The 16,228-nt window shown below is 65.3% G+C and carries 15 protein-coding genes; 8 read left to right on the top strand and 7 right to left on the bottom strand.

From position 1 onward, the window contains the following. Positions 1–189 precede the first annotated feature (189 nt). Entirely contained in the window at positions 190–951 is a 762-nt protein-coding gene (locus ACT4ML_RS00535) for a LamB/YcsF family protein (protein WP_444719116.1), read from the top strand. Between the two features lie 54 nt (positions 952–1,005). On the opposite strand, the gene ACT4ML_RS00530 is transcribed toward ACT4ML_RS00535, so the two are convergent. After that, positions 1,006–2,349, bottom strand: a complete 1,344-nt coding sequence (locus ACT4ML_RS00530) for an acetyl-CoA carboxylase biotin carboxylase subunit (RefSeq protein WP_444719115.1) — start codon at positions 2,347–2,349, stop codon at positions 1,006–1,008. Positions 2,350–2,535: 186 nt separating this feature from the next. Next, positions 2,536–3,870: an aspartate aminotransferase family protein gene (locus ACT4ML_RS00525; RefSeq protein ID WP_444719114.1), complete on the bottom strand. Its 1,335-nt coding sequence runs from the start codon at positions 3,868–3,870 to the stop codon at positions 2,536–2,538. A 203-nt stretch (positions 3,871–4,073) separates the two neighbouring features. Between ACT4ML_RS00525 and ACT4ML_RS00520 the strand changes: the two genes are divergently transcribed. After that, a complete protein-coding gene (locus ACT4ML_RS00520) occupies positions 4,074–4,565 on the top strand; it encodes an Lrp/AsnC family transcriptional regulator (RefSeq protein ID WP_444719113.1) in 492 nt (163 codons plus the stop codon). 79 nt (positions 4,566–4,644) lie between these two features. On the opposite strand, the gene ACT4ML_RS00515 is transcribed toward ACT4ML_RS00520, so the two are convergent. After that, on the bottom strand, positions 4,645–6,042 hold the full coding sequence (locus ACT4ML_RS00515; RefSeq protein WP_444719112.1) for an APC family permease: 1,398 nt from the start codon (positions 6,040–6,042) through the stop codon (positions 4,645–4,647). A gap of 398 nt (positions 6,043–6,440) precedes the next feature. Here ACT4ML_RS00515 and ACT4ML_RS00510 point away from each other — a divergent pair, with 398 nt between their 5' ends. Next, on the top strand, positions 6,441–7,403 hold the full coding sequence (locus ACT4ML_RS00510) for a PGF-CTERM sorting domain-containing protein (RefSeq protein WP_444719111.1): 963 nt from the start codon (positions 6,441–6,443) through the stop codon (positions 7,401–7,403). A 447-nt stretch (positions 7,404–7,850) separates the two neighbouring features. Beyond that, positions 7,851–8,078 carry a hypothetical protein gene (locus tag ACT4ML_RS00505; protein ID WP_444719110.1) on the top strand — a complete coding sequence of 76 codons (228 nt, stop codon included), beginning with the start codon at positions 7,851–7,853 and terminating at the stop codon, positions 8,076–8,078. A gap of 19 nt (positions 8,079–8,097) precedes the next feature. On the opposite strand, the gene ACT4ML_RS00500 is transcribed toward ACT4ML_RS00505, so the two are convergent. Continuing rightward, the gene (locus ACT4ML_RS00500) at positions 8,098–8,229 is read right to left on the bottom strand and encodes a hypothetical protein (RefSeq protein ID WP_267877932.1); all 132 of its coding nucleotides are present in this window, start codon (positions 8,227–8,229) and stop codon (positions 8,098–8,100) included. Between the two features lie 266 nt (positions 8,230–8,495). On the opposite strand from ACT4ML_RS00500, the gene ACT4ML_RS00495 reads away from it, so the two are divergent. Then, complete coding sequence (locus ACT4ML_RS00495; protein ID WP_444719109.1) at positions 8,496–8,936, top strand: hypothetical protein; 441 nt, start codon at positions 8,496–8,498, stop codon at positions 8,934–8,936. Between the two features lie 91 nt (positions 8,937–9,027). After that, the gene (locus tag ACT4ML_RS00490; protein WP_444719108.1) at positions 9,028–9,432 is read left to right on the top strand and encodes a hypothetical protein; all 405 of its coding nucleotides are present in this window, start codon (positions 9,028–9,030) and stop codon (positions 9,430–9,432) included. 5 nt (positions 9,433–9,437) lie between these two features. Here the strand turns inward: ACT4ML_RS00490 and ACT4ML_RS00485 are convergent, their stop codons facing one another. From ACT4ML_RS00485 to ACT4ML_RS00475, 3 genes are all read right to left on the bottom strand, one after another. Further along, the gene (locus ACT4ML_RS00485; protein WP_444719107.1) at positions 9,438–11,966 is read right to left on the bottom strand and encodes a DEAD/DEAH box helicase; all 2,529 of its coding nucleotides are present in this window, start codon (positions 11,964–11,966) and stop codon (positions 9,438–9,440) included. A 2-nt stretch (positions 11,967–11,968) separates the two neighbouring features. Continuing rightward, positions 11,969–13,465, bottom strand: a complete 1,497-nt coding sequence (locus ACT4ML_RS00480) for a ribonuclease H-like domain-containing protein (protein WP_444719106.1) — start codon at positions 13,463–13,465, stop codon at positions 11,969–11,971. A gap of 144 nt (positions 13,466–13,609) precedes the next feature. Next, positions 13,610–13,960 carry a thioredoxin family protein gene (locus tag ACT4ML_RS00475; RefSeq protein ID WP_444719105.1) on the bottom strand — a complete coding sequence of 117 codons (351 nt, stop codon included), beginning with the start codon at positions 13,958–13,960 and terminating at the stop codon, positions 13,610–13,612. A 208-nt stretch (positions 13,961–14,168) separates the two neighbouring features. On the opposite strand from ACT4ML_RS00475, the gene ACT4ML_RS00470 reads away from it, so the two are divergent. Together ACT4ML_RS00470 and glnA are read left to right on the top strand one after the other, a co-directional pair. After that, entirely contained in the window at positions 14,169–14,516 is a 348-nt protein-coding gene (locus ACT4ML_RS00470) for a hypothetical protein (protein ID WP_444719104.1), read from the top strand. A 240-nt stretch (positions 14,517–14,756) separates the two neighbouring features. After that, entirely contained in the window at positions 14,757–16,109 is a 1,353-nt protein-coding gene (gene glnA / locus ACT4ML_RS00465; protein WP_444719103.1) for a type I glutamate--ammonia ligase, read from the top strand. Positions 16,110–16,228 lie beyond the last annotated feature (119 nt).

Raw genomic sequence — 16,228 nt, 5'->3', positions numbered from 1 at the left:
CCGCCGGATCGGCGAGTTCCGTCCGCTGTCGGCCGATCGCGATTCGACTGTAATCGAGACAGGTTTTCTGGTATGCAACCGGATAGGAGCTAGTCTCTGAGGCCTTCGTGAGATGTTATTTGACGTCCCCCAGATACTGTTGGACGAACCGACGTAAGCTATATGCTGGATTGTGCTAGACTCTCACCCATGGCGGCGATCGACATCAACTGCGATATGGGCGAGAGCTTCGGCAACTGGACGATGGGCCACGACGAGGCGGTCATGCCCTACATCACGTCCGCGAACGTCGCCGGCGGGTATCACGCCGGCGATCCGCACGTAATGCGGGAAACGGTCGAACTGGCGGCCGAACACGATGTCGGCATCGGCGTTCACCCCGGTCTCCCGGACCGAACCGGCTTCGGCCGCCGCAAGATCGACGCCACGCCGGAAGAAGTGCGCGACTACGTCGTCTACCAACTCGGCGCGCTCACGGCGTTTGCTCGCCGCCACGGCGCGACCGTCCAGCACGTCAAGCCCCACGGCGCGATGTATTCGATGCTCTCGGAGAGCCCGGAGCACGCCCGCGCGGTCATGAACGGCATGCTCGAGGTCGACGACGATCTCATCTACCTCGCGACCGATATGAACATCTACGAGGTTGCACAGGATATCGACGGGCTCCGGGCGGTTTTCGAAGGGTACGTCGACTTGGATTACCGGGCCGACCGCTCCCTGATCGTCGAGCAGGAACTCGCCGACCGCGACCCGGAACTCGTCGCCGATCGGTTCGTCTCGATCGCCACCGACGGCGTCGTAGAGGCCGCAAACGGCGAGGAGATTTCGATCCCCGCCGAGAGCATCTGTATCCACGGGGACAACCCCAACGCCGTCGCGATCCTCGAGGCGATCCACGACCGGGTCGAGGAACACGACATCGAACTCGCACCGCTGTCGCAAATCGCCTGATCGAGGTGTTGAAACACCGATCTCGAATCGAACTCCCCTGCCGCCCGTTGATCCTCACTCGTCGAGCAGTTCTCGTTCCACGTACTTCGTCGTGTGTTCGTTCGAAACGAACCCGTCGTCCTCGAGGAGCCGCCGGTGGAACGGGATCGTCGTCGGGACGCCCTCGATCGTCGTCTCGTCGAGCGCGCGTTTACTGCGGGCGAGCACCTCGTCTCTGTTCTGTCCGGTGACGATCAGTTTCGCGAACATCGAGTCGTAAAACGGGGCGATCGAGTCGCCCTCGTCGACGCCGTCGTCGACGCGGACGCCGATGCCCCGCGGCGGTTCGTAGGTCGACAGCGTCCCCGGCAACGGCGTGAAATCGTTGTCGGGGTCCTCCGCGTTGATGCGGAACTCCATGGCGGCCCCGCGCGGGTCGACCTCATCTTGGGAGAACGAAAGTTCCTCGCCGGCGGCGACCCGGAGCTGCCACGTGACAAGATCGATCCCGGTGAGTTCCTCGGTCACCGCGTGTTCGACCTGAATCCGCGCGTTGACTTCGATGAAGTAGAACTCGCCGCCCTCGTAGAGGAACTCGACGGTGCCGGCGTTGACGTAGTCGGCCGCCGCTGCCCCGCGGCAGGCGGCCTCCCAGAGTTCGGCGCGCGTGTCGTCGTCTAGCACCGGTGAGGGCGACTCCTCGAGGAGTTTCTGCTGGCGTCGCTGAATGCTGCAGTCGCGTTCGCCGAGGTGGCGCACGTTTCCGTGTTCGTCGCCGATGATCTGGACTTCGATGTGACGCGGGCTCTCGAGGAACTTCTCGAGGTAGACGTTCGGGTTGTCGAAGTACGCGTCGCCCTCGCGAATCGCTTCCTGGAGCTTCGAGTCGATCTGGGACGGTTCGCGGACGATCTTGAGGCCGCGGCCGCCGCCGCCGCCGTCGGCTTTGATCGCGACGGGATAGCCGTGTTCCTCGGCGAACGCCTCGACTTCGTCGGCGGACGTGACCGGATCGGTCGTGCCGGGCACGATGGGGACGTCCGCCGATTCCATGATCTTTCGGGCTTTCGTCTTCTCGCCGAAATCGGCCATCACGTCGCTCGGCGGGCCGATCCACGCGAACTCGCTTTCTTCGACGTTCGCGGCGAACGACTCGTTCTCGGCGAGGAACCCGTACCCCGGGTGAATCGCGTCGGCGTCGGCCGCCCGCGCCGCCTCGAGCAGCGCGTCCTGATCGAGGTAACTGTCCTTCGCCTTCGAGCCGCCGATGTGGTAGGCCTCGTCGGCCATGCGGACGTGTTTGGCGTCCCCGTCGGCGTCGCTGTAGACGGCTATCGCGTCGATACCCAGGTCCGTACACGCCTGAACGATTCGAACGGCGATCTCTTCTCGGTTCGCGATCAGTACTCTTTCGAACACAGTGTCGTGATATGGCTTCTATTTCCAGATAAAGCTAACTTACAATCGTGTATTGGATAGCGTTCAACAGAAGCTGATTGTCCCGACTATCGACCTGTTCCGCCGAGAGCGAGGACCTGCCGTGAGTGCGGGAGGAACCGCGGTCGATCCGCACTCGAGCCGGTCCTGTTCGGCGCGGCTGCGGACTCAGGCGACCGTCTCGAGGGCCGCCTCCAGTTCGTCGACGGCGTACTCGAGCTGGTCCCGGGAGATGGTCAGCGGCGGCTGGAAGCGCATGACGTTCTTGTAGTAGCCGCCGACGCCCATCACGACGTTGGACTCCTCGCGGAGGTACTCGCTCACCGCGGACGCGAGGTCGCTGTCCGGTTTCGGCGCGACGTTCTGTGGCCCGGTCTCGCTCGGGTCGACGAGTTCGACGCCGCGCATGAGCCCGAGGCCGCGGGTCTGCCCGACGACATCATACTCGTCCTCGAGGGTCTGGAGTTCGGACTCGAGCCACGCGCCCTGCTCGCTGGCGTTGTCGACGATGCCGTCCTGTAGTTCGTCGATCGTCGCCAGTGCGGCGGCACAAGCGACGGGGTTGCCGCCGAACGTCGAGAGGTGGTCGCCGGACTCGAAGGCGTCCGCGATCTCCGCGGAGGCGGTGAAGGCACCCAGCGGCAGCCCGTTCGCGATGCCTTTCGCCTGCGTGAGGATATCGGGTTCGACGTCGAAGTGGCTGCTCGCGAACAGCTCCCCGGTCCGACCGTAGCCGGTCTGGACCTCGTCGGCGATGAGCAGTGCGCCGTGGTCGTGGGCGATCTCCTGGACCCGCTCGAGCCACCCCGCCGGCGGCACGATGATCCCGGCCTCGCCCATGACGGGTTCGACGACGACCGCCGCGAGGTCCCCGCTCGTGTGCGAGCCGATGATCCGCTCGAGTTCCTCGGCGCAGTCGGCGTCGCACTGGTCGCCGTCACAGCGCGGACAGCGGTAGCCGTACGGCGGCGCGGTGTGGGCGACGTCGTTGAGCGTCGGGGCCATGCCCTGCTTGTAGGCCTTGTTCCCCGTCAGCGCTAGACTGCCGAGGGTGCGGCCGTGAAAGCCCATCTCGAGGGCGATGACTTCCTTCGAGCCGGTGTACTTCCGCGCGAGTTTGACCGCGCCCTCGACCGCTTCCGTCCCGGAATTACAGAAGAAGCTCTTCTGCAAATCGCCCGGCGTCACGTCGGCGATCCGCTCGGCGAGGTCGGCGACCGGTTCGTTGGGGTGAACGTACGAACAGCCGTGGACGAACTCGTCGAGTTGGTCTTTCGCGGCGTCGACGACGGCGTCGTTGCCGTGGCCGACGTTGACCACCGAGATCCCGGAGAAGACATCGAGGTACTCGTTGCCCTCGAAGTCCTCGAGCGTACAGCCCGAGGCCCGTTTGATCGGCACGTCGAGCGATTTCCAGATGGGCATCACGTGGTCGTCGTACGCCGACAGGACGGCCGCGTTCGACTCTCGGCCGGCGGACGAATCAGTTTGTTGTCCAGCCATTACCTAAAGAGTCGAACTACATCCTAATAAAATATGTCTTTAGGAATCCTGTCCCATATCTAAAACGCCGGCCCCGGATTCACTGGCCGCTCGAGCGGCGCGACCGCTCGAGTCGCGGCGAACCCCCGAACTGCATCCAACGTTTCCCCGATCTCGCGACTCACGTTCGAATGTTGTTTATCCGTGTACTCCGTTTCGCGAGTATGGACGAGCGAAACGTTCGCATTCTTCAGGCTATCGCGGAACTCGGAACGGGGAGCCCGGACGAGATTTCGGAGTACACCGACATCCCGAAGTCGACCGTTCACTATCGACTCACGAAACTCAAAGAGAGCGGCGTCGTGACAGACGATCTGTTCGACATCGACCTCGAGGAGTTCGGACTCGAGATCACGGTGATCACGGAGGTCATCGCGGAGTACGAAGAGCAGTACCACGAGGAGGTCGGCGAGAAACTCGCCGCCATCGAGGGGGTCAATCAGGTGTACTTCACGATGGGCGACACCGATTTCGTCGTCATCGCCTACCTCTCGGGCCGCGAGATGGTCCATCGCCTCATCAGCGACTACGAGGCGATCGACGAGGTCGTCCGAACGAGTTCGCAGTTCGTCGTCGAAACGGTCAAAGACGAGTCCTACCCGCTGAACGACTTCGAACTGGACACGTTAGTCGAAACCGTCGCCGACGACGAGTGAGGATACCGCCGTTTTCGCCGGGAAAGACGACCCGAAATCGAGCGGCGATTCACGTTCCCGCTGTCAACCCCCCGAGTGACTACTCGAGTTCGTCGAGTTCGAGATCCGCCAGCTCGAGGTCGGAATCGGTCGAGGAGGCGCCGTACAGGACCACGCCGAGCAGCGCCCAGAGGAGGACGATCGCCCACTCGTAGGGCCACACGAGCGCCGACGGGCCGCCGGGCAGGTAGAGGCCGATGAATCCGAGCGTCAGGACCAGCCCGGCCACTCCGAACGCGTACCCGAACGGGAGCTTCAGCGGCCGGTTCAGTTCGGGCTCGCGACGGCGCAACACCAGGAAGGAGACGGCCACGATGAACCACGCGACGACGAGACCGAGGCCGCTCGCGTTGACGATCCAGACCAGCATCTGTTCGCCGAACAGTGGGGCGAAGATCGAGAGTCCGCCGATGAGGGCGATGGCCGTCGAGGGCGTATTGTACTCGGGGTGGAGCGTGTTGATCCGCCGCGGGATCATGCCGGAGTCGGCGAGCGCGAAGACGGCACGGCTGGCTCCGAGCAGGAAGGAGTTCCAACTCGTCAGGATGCCCGCGATACCGGCGAGTGCCATGATACGGCCGATCAGCTGACTGCTGAAGATCGCTTCCATGGCCGCGGCGGCCGGCAGCGGACTGTCGACGAGCGTGGAGCCGGGCATCGCCTGTCCGGACGCCCAGATGACCGCGATGTAAAACAGCGCGGCGAGCGTGACCGACGCCGGGATGAGCAGCCCGATGAGCCGGGGCGCGACGTCTGCTTCCTCCGCGGATTGGGGGATAACGTCGAAGCCGACGAACATGAACGGCGTCATGATCGCGACCGTCGCCACGCCCGCCGTTCCGACGTCCGACAGCGGCGGGTTCGGCTGCGACTGGCCGTTGAAGAGCGCGCCGATGACGAGCATGATCCCGGCCAGACCGATGACGAGTGCCAGTATCGTTTGGAACTGTGCTGCGGGTTTCACGCCGCGGTAGTTGAGCGCCGTCATCACGACCGCGCCGATCCCGCCGACGAGAATCCACGAGGCGTAGACCGGCTCGCCGGCCACCGTCCAGAGTTCGAGGACGTTGAAGCCGGGTACGATGTACGCCATCGCGGACGGCAGCGCCACGACCTCGAAGACGACGACGCCGACGTAGCCGAGGACGAGCGACCACGTACAGACGAACGACCAGAGCGGCCCGAGCGCCCGGAAGCTGTACACGTGCTCGCCGCCGACGAACGGCAGCGCGGAGGCGAGCTCGCCGTAGATCAGGCCGACGATACAGACCATGATCGCGCCCACGACGAAGCCGAGCACCGATCCGGCGACCCCCGCTTCGTCGATCCAGAAGCCGGTCTGGATAATCCATCCCCACCCGATCATCGCGCCGAACGCGAGCACGAAGAGGTCTTTCTTCGTCAGTATCCGCTCGAAGTTGTTGCTATCTTCTACCATACCACTCCCTGTCCAATACCGGGTGTTAAGTTTAACTAAATACAATCCATTGGGATCACGTTCCTGTTAGCTGTCTTTGGCCGGACATTGTCCAATATACGGGATTACTGACCGATCGAAACGACGGTACGCGAAGTGTTGCCGTCGATGAACCCGGAGTTACCCCAGTGGGCACCTCGAAGAGCCGCTGGTATGGATCGGTTTCGGACCCTGCCGGTCATCGAAACGACTGTCTACTCGGCGTAGCAGTCGTCTACTCCTCGAGTACACTGCTCATATATAGGGCGGGGAATCCGGTACCTCAATTCGATGACTAGTACTGTCAGACGACAGTCGTCGTCGCGGAACAGTCAGACGAACGATTCTACGGCAGCCACGGCCGGGTACGGAGCGTAACCATGATCGGATTAGGAACGCTTCGAGACCTGGTTCCGGGCAGCCGGCAGACGATTCTCGCGCTCGGGTTCGGACTGGCCGTCATCGCGAGTCTTGTCGCGACGGGTGCTATGGGCGCGTCTGCGGCCGTCGGTCCCGATTCGAACGAGTCCGTCTCGGAGGAGGCGTACGTCGAGGCCACGCCGGAGCCGGGCGATCCCTACTTCGAGGCGGCGGCCGACGACGGTAGTTGGATCAGCTACGAGAACCCGCGCGACGAGTATCGGAACCCGTATCTCGGCGACGGCTCCGGGAAAATCTGTGTTACACTGGTCAACGAAAACGGCGACCCCGTCGTCGGCGAGTCGGTCCCCAACACGTCCGTGACGATTCCCACGAACGATGTCACGAGCTGGCACTCCAAGGCCGATCCGATGACCGTCCAGTTCCCCATGACCGAGCACTACGACCGTCCGCTCGACGCCGACCAGTTCGGCACGAGTCCGGACATCGCACAGGGCGACGGCTACTTGGATTCCCACTGTATCGAGTTGCACGGCAATCCCGAGGACGCGACGATCGAGTACGGCGAAGCGCAGATCAGCGGCGAGAATGCCGACCGAGTCGAGGTCGCCGGGTACATTCAACAGATCCCCGAAGGCGACGGCTGGGATACCGACATCGACCCGCTAACCGCTGCGGGGTCCTACGAGGAAGCCGGCGGCGGCTGGACCTACGAACCCGGGGCCACGCACGGACAGGTCGACGTCATCCTGCAACTCGACGCACCGGCCGACGAACGGTTCGACCCCGACGGCTCGAGCGGCTCGGAGTCGGAAACGAACGAGACGAGCGACTCGACGAACGAGGGCGACCAGCAACCCGACGAGAGTGAGTCCGGCGAGAACGACGAAATGCCCGGGTTCGGCGTCCTTGCAGCCCTCGTCGCACTCTCGGTTGCCGTCCTCGCTCGATACCGCGGCTAATCCCGGCCCTCGAGCCGACGCTCACCCGACGCTTGCGGCCCGGATATTCACGACACAGCCGCTCGAGCGGCGTCATGGACAGCTAACTCACATCGGAGAACCGAGACGAAAGACAGGGAACGGCTACGAGTTGTAGCCGGGAACCATGGAGCTCCTCGCACGTCGTGACGGGGCAAAGATCAGGTGGGGTATCCCACCGACAGACTGTCGTACCCCCGTCTGTCAGATGATTCGAGCGGAACACAATAATACTGCTGGCCAATCGGTTCAAAACGCGACGAAAACGGACGACAGACGCCGGTGAATCGACCGATGTGTGCTATCAAACCACAGCAACGTCAGTCGTTCGAAGCGGAACGTCTCGATGGCCGTACTCTCGCGGACGGCTGACTCGGAGCGCCGTTCGAACCAATTAGGTTTTGACGGTCGACGCGAGATACCCGACAAATGACGAACACGACCGACGCTGACGAGGACGCGCCGCGCGTTCCCGTCGTCTGTCCGGCCTGCGAGACGACCTCCCGCGTTCCGCTCTCCGACCTCGCAGACGCCATCGAACGACACAACGACCAGCTCCACGACGGCGACGACGTCGCCGAAGTCGATCCCGACATCGCCGATCGTATCGCGGATCTCGCCGCCACCGATCTCGGTCTCCTCGAGGACGACGGCTGACCGGCCGCTCACCGACACATTACCGGCCGAGATACTCGCGAAGTTTGCCGATGAGCGAGCGGGAGGACTGTTCAGTGCGATCTCGCTTGGTGACGATTCCGTCTTCGTCGGGCGCGTCGTCGAGTCGAACGTCGGGCCGTTTCGAATCCATACCGGTCGGCTACGGCGATCGCCGGGACAAGTATTGACCTTGCAATCGTCGCCCGTCGACGGCCGGACGCCGATCGACCCGATCAGCTGTTCTCCGTCGAGCCGATGCCGTGAACGGGACTCAGCCACGGGATACCCGCGATTCTCTCGAGTCGACGCCGTTTCGAAAATTCCGCCGATCTTCGACTCGAGAGCTTATATTTCGTCGCCTCCTACCGTTAGTTCAGTGAGAAGGCTTATGCTGGCATACTCGACTGTGTCCAGTATATGACGCGGAAGAACGCGACAGTCGACCACGACAGGAGCGGATTCGCGGCCGAGGCGGACGACCAGACGCCGTCGCCGAGCACCGTCGAACCGACCGCGACGGCGACGATCGCAGCGACGAGAACGGCGGCCATGGACGCCGGCGAGACCGAGGACTCCCTCCCGAACACGCTGACGATCATCGGACAGGGGACGCCCTCGAGTTTCGAGATTACCGTCGACGGCGAGATCGATCTGACCGACGACCCGCGGGACGCCGACGCGACCGTCGTGTCGGGGACCACGGTCGAGGGGACGATCGAGTCCGGAACGGTAACGTTCCGGTTCACCGGCGATCTGACCGACGTGACGTTCGTCGACCGCGGAATTACGGGACAGGAACCGGCGACCACCCCGAACGTCCACGTCGATTACGACGCGCCCGACCAGCGGCAGTCGTAACCGACCGTTCTCACGGGACAGTACACACGTCGCTCGAGTCCGGCGACCGGCAGTATAAACATACTCACGGGCGGGGATCGAACGACCCCGTATGGACGAACGCACTCCCGACGCCGACGCGGAGAGCGAGACCGGTGTCGAGGCACATCCCGAGATACGGGTCGACGCGGACGACCATCTCGAGGGCGGAATCACCGTCGAGACGAAAGCCGGCGTCCCGATCTATGCCGACGCCGGCTCGGAAATCGACGCCAGATGGATGGAGGCCGTCGACGGCCGAATCCTCGAGTTCATGCAGGACGAAGACGCCTTCGAGCCGACCCAGATGGACGAGGAAGGGATCTGTCCGGCGAAGTACGCGGCCTATCGGTGTCGCGAACTGGCCAAGTACGGTCTCCTGAAGCGCCACATGCCCGGCTTGTACGAGGTCTCCGACGCGGGCGACCGCTACCTCGCGGGCGAGCTCGATCCGCGCGAACTCGAGCCCGATAGCTGACCGCGTTACGAGATCGACGCGGGCGGCCGGCGCTCGCTATCTGTTCCGTCGTTCGTCTCGAGATCGGCACGCCGATCATCGACGTCGAAATCGCCCAGCAGCGCGTCGATCACGTCCGTCGCCGCGGGCGAGTACAGCGGTCGATTGTCGTTGCCACAGCGGTCGTCCATCAGGCAGGCGGGACACCCCTCGTCGCGCCCGCACTCGCAGTCGACCATCAGGTCGCGGGCCCGCCGGGCGACCGCCTCGTACTCCTCGTAGATGCGCCGGGAAAAGCCCAGTCCGCCCTCGATACCGTCGTAGATGAACCAGCCGCTCGTTCCGGGGGTGTCGGGCAGCCGGTTGGTCGCGAGTCCGCCGAGGTCGGCCGCGTCCACGGTCAACTCGAGCGGGGCGACGGCGATCATCGCGTGCTCGATGGCGTGGATGCCGCCGAGGTAGCCGTGGAGCCGCGGCGGGAGGTTCTCACACTCGTCGTTGTGGTAGTCGCTGTGAGCGGCCGTCACCGCCCGTTCCACGTCGTCGGGCACCTCGGCCCAGCACAGTTGCGTGCGCATCTCCAGGGGCGGGACGCCCGTCTCGAGGCCGACGGCGCGAACGTCGCCCGAGCCGATCTCCCGTTTCATGAAGGTGCCGTGGTGGACCGTGACGGTGCCGTAGCCCCAGTTGAGCCGGAACGGGCCGATGTCGCGGGACTCGCGGACCTCGGTGTCGTAGATCGTCGTCTGGCGCTGGGACTGCGTGTAGTAGTCGATGTCGACGGCCTCGAGTGTCACGTATGGCTGGGGCCGATCCTCCCGGAGTTCGACCACCTCGTACTGGTCCCCCCGGTACAGCACCGTCGCGCCATCGTGGTAGTCCCGATACGCGCGTGCGCGGCCGATCGGCTGGTGATCGAACGATTCCTCGCCGGCCAGTCGGACCTCGAAGTCGTCCCCGCCGGAGGCGTAGAGGCTGATCTCGTCCTGCGGTCGGTCGCGGTGGGCGTAGGTGACGCCACCCGCGAGCGAGCCCTCGAAGTCGCCGATTCGTCGCCCGTACTCGACGGCCCGCTCGAGACGGTCGAGCCCGCCGAACCGGTCGGCGTCCTCGCGGCGCAGCGGTAGCTCTTGGGCGGCACACCGCAGGTGCTGGAGGTAGACCGGATTGTTCTCGAGATCGACGACCGCGCTCTCGGGTTCCTCCTCGAGGAGGTACTCGGGGTGGCGGAGGATGTACTGGTCGAGCGTCGCGTGACTGGGGACGAACACCGAGAGCGCCTCGCGCTCGCCGCGTCCCGAGCGGCCGATCCGCTGCCAGAAGGACTGTCTCGAGCCGGGATAGCCCAGCAGGACGGTGCCGTCGATGCCGCCGACGTCGATGCCGACCTCGAGCGCGCTGGTCGTCGCGACGCCGTCGAGGTCGCCGCTCTTGAGCCGGTTCTCGGTCCCTCGACGCGACCGCCTGCCGTGGCCCGCGTTGTACGCGGCGAGTTCGGTTCCGCCGCGGGAGGGGAGACTCGGGGTCTCGAGGTACTCCCGTGCGCGCCCGACGGCGAGTTCGGTCTGTTTGCGGGAGTCACAGAACAGCAGCGAGGGGACGCCGTGATTGCAGCAGTGCGCCCAGACCTCGGGGGCCTCGACGGTCGCGGGGCGCTTGCTCGGCGTCCACGCACTGCTGTCGCCGTTCCCGTCCCCGGAACCGCCTCCGTCGCCGTCCGCCGGCGGGTCCCAGAACACGAGGTGACGGCGGCCGCTCGGTGAGCCGTCCTCATCGATGACCGTCGCCGACTCGCCGGTCAGCGCCTGCGCGTGTTCGGCCGGATTGCCGATCGTCGCGGTCGTCAGCACGTACTGTGGGTCGCCGCCGTACCAGTCGATCAGTCGACGGGTCCGCCGGAGAATCCACGCTGCGTGCATCCCGCTGATCCCCGTCCACGCGTGGGCCTCGTCGATCACGAGCAGGTCGCAGTTCGCGTGGAAGTCGGCCCAGCGGTGATGCCCCTCGAGGTACTGGTTGACCCCCGCGAAGTTCGTGATGACGACGTTCGCTTCCTCGCGGATGCGCGCTTTCTCCTGTCGTTTCGTGTCGCCGTCGTAGACGCCGACGGTGACCTCGAGTCCGAGCGCGTCGAAGAGGTCGTTGAGTTCCCGCTCCTGATCGCGGCTGAGCGCCTTCGTCGGATAGACGAGCAACGCGCGCACGTCGGGGTTCTCCCGAAATCGCCGGGCGATGTCCAGTCCGTAGACGTAGGTCTTCCCGGAGGATGTCGAGGTCGCGACGCAGACGTTCTCGCCCGCGGACAGCGACTCGAGCGCCGCGGCCTGATGGCTCCACGGGTCGACCGCGAGTTTCGCCGCGAGTTCGGGCGCCAATACCTCGCGGGCCGGGACGTGGCTGGCGGACTCGGCCGGCAGCGTGAACCGCTCGCGGTCCTGGCCGCTGTAGCGACTCGAGGGATACGTCTCGACCAGTTCCGCGGCGGTCAGCGCGAGGCCGTCCGTCGGGGTGCTGTCTCCGTCCGTCGTCAGGGTCTCGGTGTCGTCAGTTGGCATACTCAAAAGTCGGCGAGTCCGGTCTGGGTCGTCGAATCGTCCGTCGCTCGATCACCGTTTGTGCCGTGCTGGGTCGCGGGCGGGGCCGCGGTGATCGCATCGTAGACCGCGGCCAGTTCGCGAACGTCCGCCTCGCAGTACCGACGCGCCGCGTCCCAGTCGATACCGGAGTCGGCCGCGGCGTCTGAGCCGCCGTTCGCGCCGGAATCGGGACCGCGCGAGCCCTCGAGCAATCGCCGAATCCGCTCGGCGAGGGTCTTCCCGTCGAGGGCCGCCGCGGCACCCGAGCGGTCGCAGCCGAGCGCGTGCGCGACATCCCCGAGTCGGTTCGTTCGACCCGGCAGGACGGCGTTGTCCCGTCGCACCGCCCAGTCGTAGGGATCGTAGGTGGACACGTGTTCGCGCCAATACTCGTGATACGCGGGCGCGTCGCGGGCGACGAACCGCTCGAGGTGTTCGTAGTCGAACGAGTGGCCGTTCCACGCGACCAGCGACGGGGCGTCGTACTCGGCGGCCAGCCACGAGACGAACTCGCGGGTCGCCGCGCCCGGGTCGTCTCGGGTCGGCTCGGTGTCGACGAAGTCGACGTAGGCGTCGCGTTCGGGATCGTAGACGCCAATTAACCAGATGATCGTCGGCTGGAGCCCGTCGGTTTCGATGTCGACGAACAGCGGCGTCGCCGCGTCGGTCGCCGGCGGGACCGGGTCGGCGGTTCGTCGAACGACGCGGGACTCGGCGAGCGCCCGCGCGCTGTCGACGATCTCTCGAGCCGTCGACGCACCGATGCCGTCGATCGCACACAGCGCCGTCTCCGTCGCCTCGGTGACGGCCGCGCGCGTGTCGTACCCGTTCGTCCGGAGCCGCTCCGCCGTCGTCGGCCCGACACCGGCGAGCGCCTGTAGCCCGAACCGGTCCGCCGGGACCGATGAGACCGCGACCGACCCCGCTCGATCGCAGGTGAGGCCGGCCAGTTCCGCCCCACCTGACCGGCGGAGCGGGGCGACCCCCCGAACCGGTAGTCGGACCGACTCGCCGTCGACGGTCGCCGTCCAGACGTGGTCGTAACTCGCCTCGAGAGCGCCGGTGAGAAACGTCGGGTCCCCGCCCGCTCGAGCCCGGTAGCAGGCGGCGGCCTCGTGGCCGGCGAGAGTCGCCTCCAGCGAGACGGCGTCGGTCGTCGGCTCGAGGTCGTCGCAGACGATGTAGTCAGCGGACGGGTCGCTTTCGGCGGCGTCCTCCAGCAGTGCGGTCGATCCCGCGAAGAGAAACGAAACGTCCCCGACGGTCTCGGTCTGGACCTCCGCGGGTCCGGCGGCGGAGACGATCGGCCCGTCGAACGCACGCCGGAGGCGGCTCACGACGCGGACGTCCGAGGCGTCGCGAACGACGTAGACGAGCGCCGGATCGAAGTAGCCGAGCACGTCGCGCAGCGCCGACTCGTCCAGTTCGGCGACGGCGTCACAGCGCAGCGCCAACAGCTCGGCACCCTCGGCAGACATAGAGATGGCCTAGCAGCGGGCGGCCATAAGGTTCGTGGACTCGCGCGGTCCGCGAGCCCCGCTCATACGGCCTCCTGTCCGTCATTGCCGGCGCAACCCCAGCGCGGTCGGGGTTGGGCCGATAAATCGGTACAGCGACCCGTATCAGTCGGCGTCGACGGCGTTCGGAACGTGTGTCTCGAGGAAGTCGGTGACGGCGTCGCCACCCTGAAAGCCCTCCGCCAGTCGAGCGGTCTCGTCGCCGTCCTCGAAGAGGATCAGCGTCGGCACCGACCGGATGTCGAACCGGTCGACGAGCTCGATATCGTTGACGGGGTTGACCATCCCGATTGCGACGTCGGTCGCGCGGGCGACGTTCCCCAGTACCGGCTCCATCGCCTGACACAGCGCACAGCCGCTGGTGTAAAACTCGACGAGCGCCACGTCGTGGCTCTCCACGAAGGTCTCGAGGTCGTCGCCGGTCTCGAACCGGCTCGGTTTGCTGGTCGCGGCCATACTCGAACGGAGGGTCTCACCGCGGAAATCGGTGACGGATGTCGCGGTGTTCGGCCGACGGAGAGGGCCTATTCGACGGACGGCGCCACGTCGACACGACACCCCTCGGATCGATTGACGGTGTCGTAGCGGAGATTCACCGGGAAACTGTATTGTGTGAACGGGTTACGGAGTGTGACTTTATACGTGGCCGCTGTAGCCTCGCTCGATGACCCAGCCAGCATCCACCCGCGACGACGGTGCGCCGACACGGCGGAAAGCGACGCTGTTCTGCTGGGAGTGTGATCACGCGAGTCCGATCGACGGCGACTGGCAGGTGCAGCCACGGCCACGACACGTCGCATACGTCTGCCCGTCCTGTGAGACCACGCTCGCGAAACGACCGCGGCGTACCGACCCGTCGCCCGCTCGAGCGCCGACCCCGCTGGCAGTGTGGCGGCGCACGCTCCGCACCTCGGCGACCGTCTGGCGGGCGAGCATCGATATCGGCATCTCGAGTCTGACCGCAGCGGCGGCGGTCGGTGCCGTCAGCGGCCGCGCCTTCGAGATGAGCTAACCGGCCCGCCGGGCGGTAACGGCGGCGGGAACGCGCGATTCGATCGGACCGGTAAACCGCGTTCTCGAGCCGACGCTCCACGACTATTCAATTCCGACGATATTTTTCAGCCAATGTCATCCTCACTCCGAATATTCCATATTATAAACTACAAACGCCCATTTTTATCTCCATTTGCGGATATTCGCCAACAACAATAGAACTTTAATAGTAGAATCCATTGGCTTAGGCGAGCAGAAGATGACGAACGGAAACTTAACCGCCGCGGAAGAGGACGTACTGGACGAGATCGAGGAGGAGAACATCGACTTCCTCCGACTGCAGTTCACCGACATTCTCGGGACGGTCAAGAACGTCTCCGTGCCGGCCCGACAGGCCGAGAAGGCGTTCACCGAGGGAATCTACTTCGACGGCTCCTCGATCGAAGGCTTCGTTCGCATTCAGGAGTCGGACATGCGGCTCAAGCCCGACCCGGACACGTTCGCGATTCTCCCGTGGCAGGACCGCGAGGACGGCGCATCGGCCCGAATGATCTGTGACGTCATCGACACCTCCACGGGCGAGCCCTTCGAGGGCGACCCGCGCCGCGTGCTCAAGAACGCACTCGAGCGCGCCGACGACCTCGGCTACACGGTCAACGCCGCGCCCGAACCGGAGTTCTTCCTCTTCGAGGAGGACGAGGACGGCCGCGCGACGACGGAGACGGGCGACCACGGCGGCTACTTCGACCTCGCTCCGAAAGACCTCGCGAGCGACGTCCGCCGCGACATCATCTACGGCCTCGAGGACATGGGCTTCGAGATCGAAGCGAGCCACCACGAGGTCGCCAAGGGCCAACACGAGATCAACTTCGAGTACGACGACGCCCTGACGACGGCGGACAACGTCGCCACGTTCCGGACTGTCGTCCGCGCCATCGCCGCCCAGCACGACCAGCACGCGACGTTCATGCCGAAGCCGATCCCGCGCATCAACGGCTCGGGGATGCACACGCACCTCTCGCTGTTCGAGGACGGCGAGAACGCGTTCCACGACGAGGACGACGAGTTCGACCTCTCGGAGACGGCCCACTCCTTCATCGCCGGGATCCTCGAGCACGCGCCGGCGATCACGGCGATCTCGAACCCCACCGTCAACAGCTACAAGCGACTGGTGCCCGGCTACGAGGCACCCGTCTACGTCGCGTGGTCCGACCGCAACCGCTCGGCGCTGATCCGCAAACCGGCCGCCCGCGTCCCGGCCGCCTCGCGCATCGAGGCCCGCTTCCCCGACCCGTCCTGTAACCCCTACCTCGCGCTCGCAGCGCTCATCCACGCGGGTCTCGACGGGGTCGAGCGCGACCTCGACTGTCCGGATCCGGTCCGGGAGAACATCTACGAGTTCGACGAGGAGAAACGCGAAGAGTACGGCATCGACACGCTGCCGACGAACCTCGGCGAGGCCGTCGAGGCCCTCGAGGAGGACGAAGTCATCTACAGCGCGCTCGGCGAGCACGTCGGGCCGAAGTTCGTCGAGGCCAAGAGTCAGGAGTTCGAGGACTACCTCGTCGACGTCTCCGACTGGGAACTCGACCGCTACCTCGAGACCTTCTGAGGCGACTCCCGCTTTCACCGCGTCTAACTCCGCCGCGATCGACACACCGGCGACGATTCTGTGACTGCCGTGGCTCACTGCGGCCGATTCCGTTTTCGTCGACACCGTCGTGAGAACAG

Origin of the sequence: Natrinema sp. LN54 (assembly GCF_052439245.1) — an archaeon.
Classification (GTDB): domain Archaea; phylum Halobacteriota; class Halobacteria; order Halobacteriales; family Natrialbaceae; genus Natrinema; species Natrinema versiforme_A.
Note: the sequence above shows the minus strand (reverse complement) of the source record. Positions and strands in the feature narration are given on the sequence as shown.

Coding starts and splice junctions, on each gene's coding strand:
- glnA (WP_444719103.1), top strand. CDS start 14,757: ATGACGAACGGAAACTTAACCGCCGCGGAAGAGGACGTACTGGACGAG.
- ACT4ML_RS00485 (WP_444719107.1), bottom strand. CDS start 11,966: ATGCCAACTGACGACACCGAGACCCTGACGACGGACGGAGACAGCACC.
- ACT4ML_RS00510 (WP_444719111.1), top strand. CDS start 6,441: ATGATCGGATTAGGAACGCTTCGAGACCTGGTTCCGGGCAGCCGGCAG.
- ACT4ML_RS00505 (WP_444719110.1), top strand. CDS start 7,851: ATGACGAACACGACCGACGCTGACGAGGACGCGCCGCGCGTTCCCGTC.
- ACT4ML_RS00525 (WP_444719114.1), bottom strand. CDS start 3,870: ATGGCTGGACAACAAACTGATTCGTCCGCCGGCCGAGAGTCGAACGCG.
- ACT4ML_RS00470 (WP_444719104.1), top strand. CDS start 14,169: ATGACCCAGCCAGCATCCACCCGCGACGACGGTGCGCCGACACGGCGG.
- ACT4ML_RS00520 (WP_444719113.1), top strand. CDS start 4,074: ATGGACGAGCGAAACGTTCGCATTCTTCAGGCTATCGCGGAACTCGGA.
- ACT4ML_RS00500 (WP_267877932.1), bottom strand. CDS start 8,229: ATGGATTCGAAACGGCCCGACGTTCGACTCGACGACGCGCCCGACGAA.
- ACT4ML_RS00475 (WP_444719105.1), bottom strand. CDS start 13,960: ATGGCCGCGACCAGCAAACCGAGCCGGTTCGAGACCGGCGACGACCTC.
- ACT4ML_RS00490 (WP_444719108.1), top strand. CDS start 9,028: ATGGACGAACGCACTCCCGACGCCGACGCGGAGAGCGAGACCGGTGTC.
- ACT4ML_RS00535 (WP_444719116.1), top strand. CDS start 190: ATGGCGGCGATCGACATCAACTGCGATATGGGCGAGAGCTTCGGCAAC.
- ACT4ML_RS00495 (WP_444719109.1), top strand. CDS start 8,496: ATGACGCGGAAGAACGCGACAGTCGACCACGACAGGAGCGGATTCGCG.
- ACT4ML_RS00480 (WP_444719106.1), bottom strand. CDS start 13,465: ATGTCTGCCGAGGGTGCCGAGCTGTTGGCGCTGCGCTGTGACGCCGTC.
- ACT4ML_RS00515 (WP_444719112.1), bottom strand. CDS start 6,042: ATGGTAGAAGATAGCAACAACTTCGAGCGGATACTGACGAAGAAAGAC.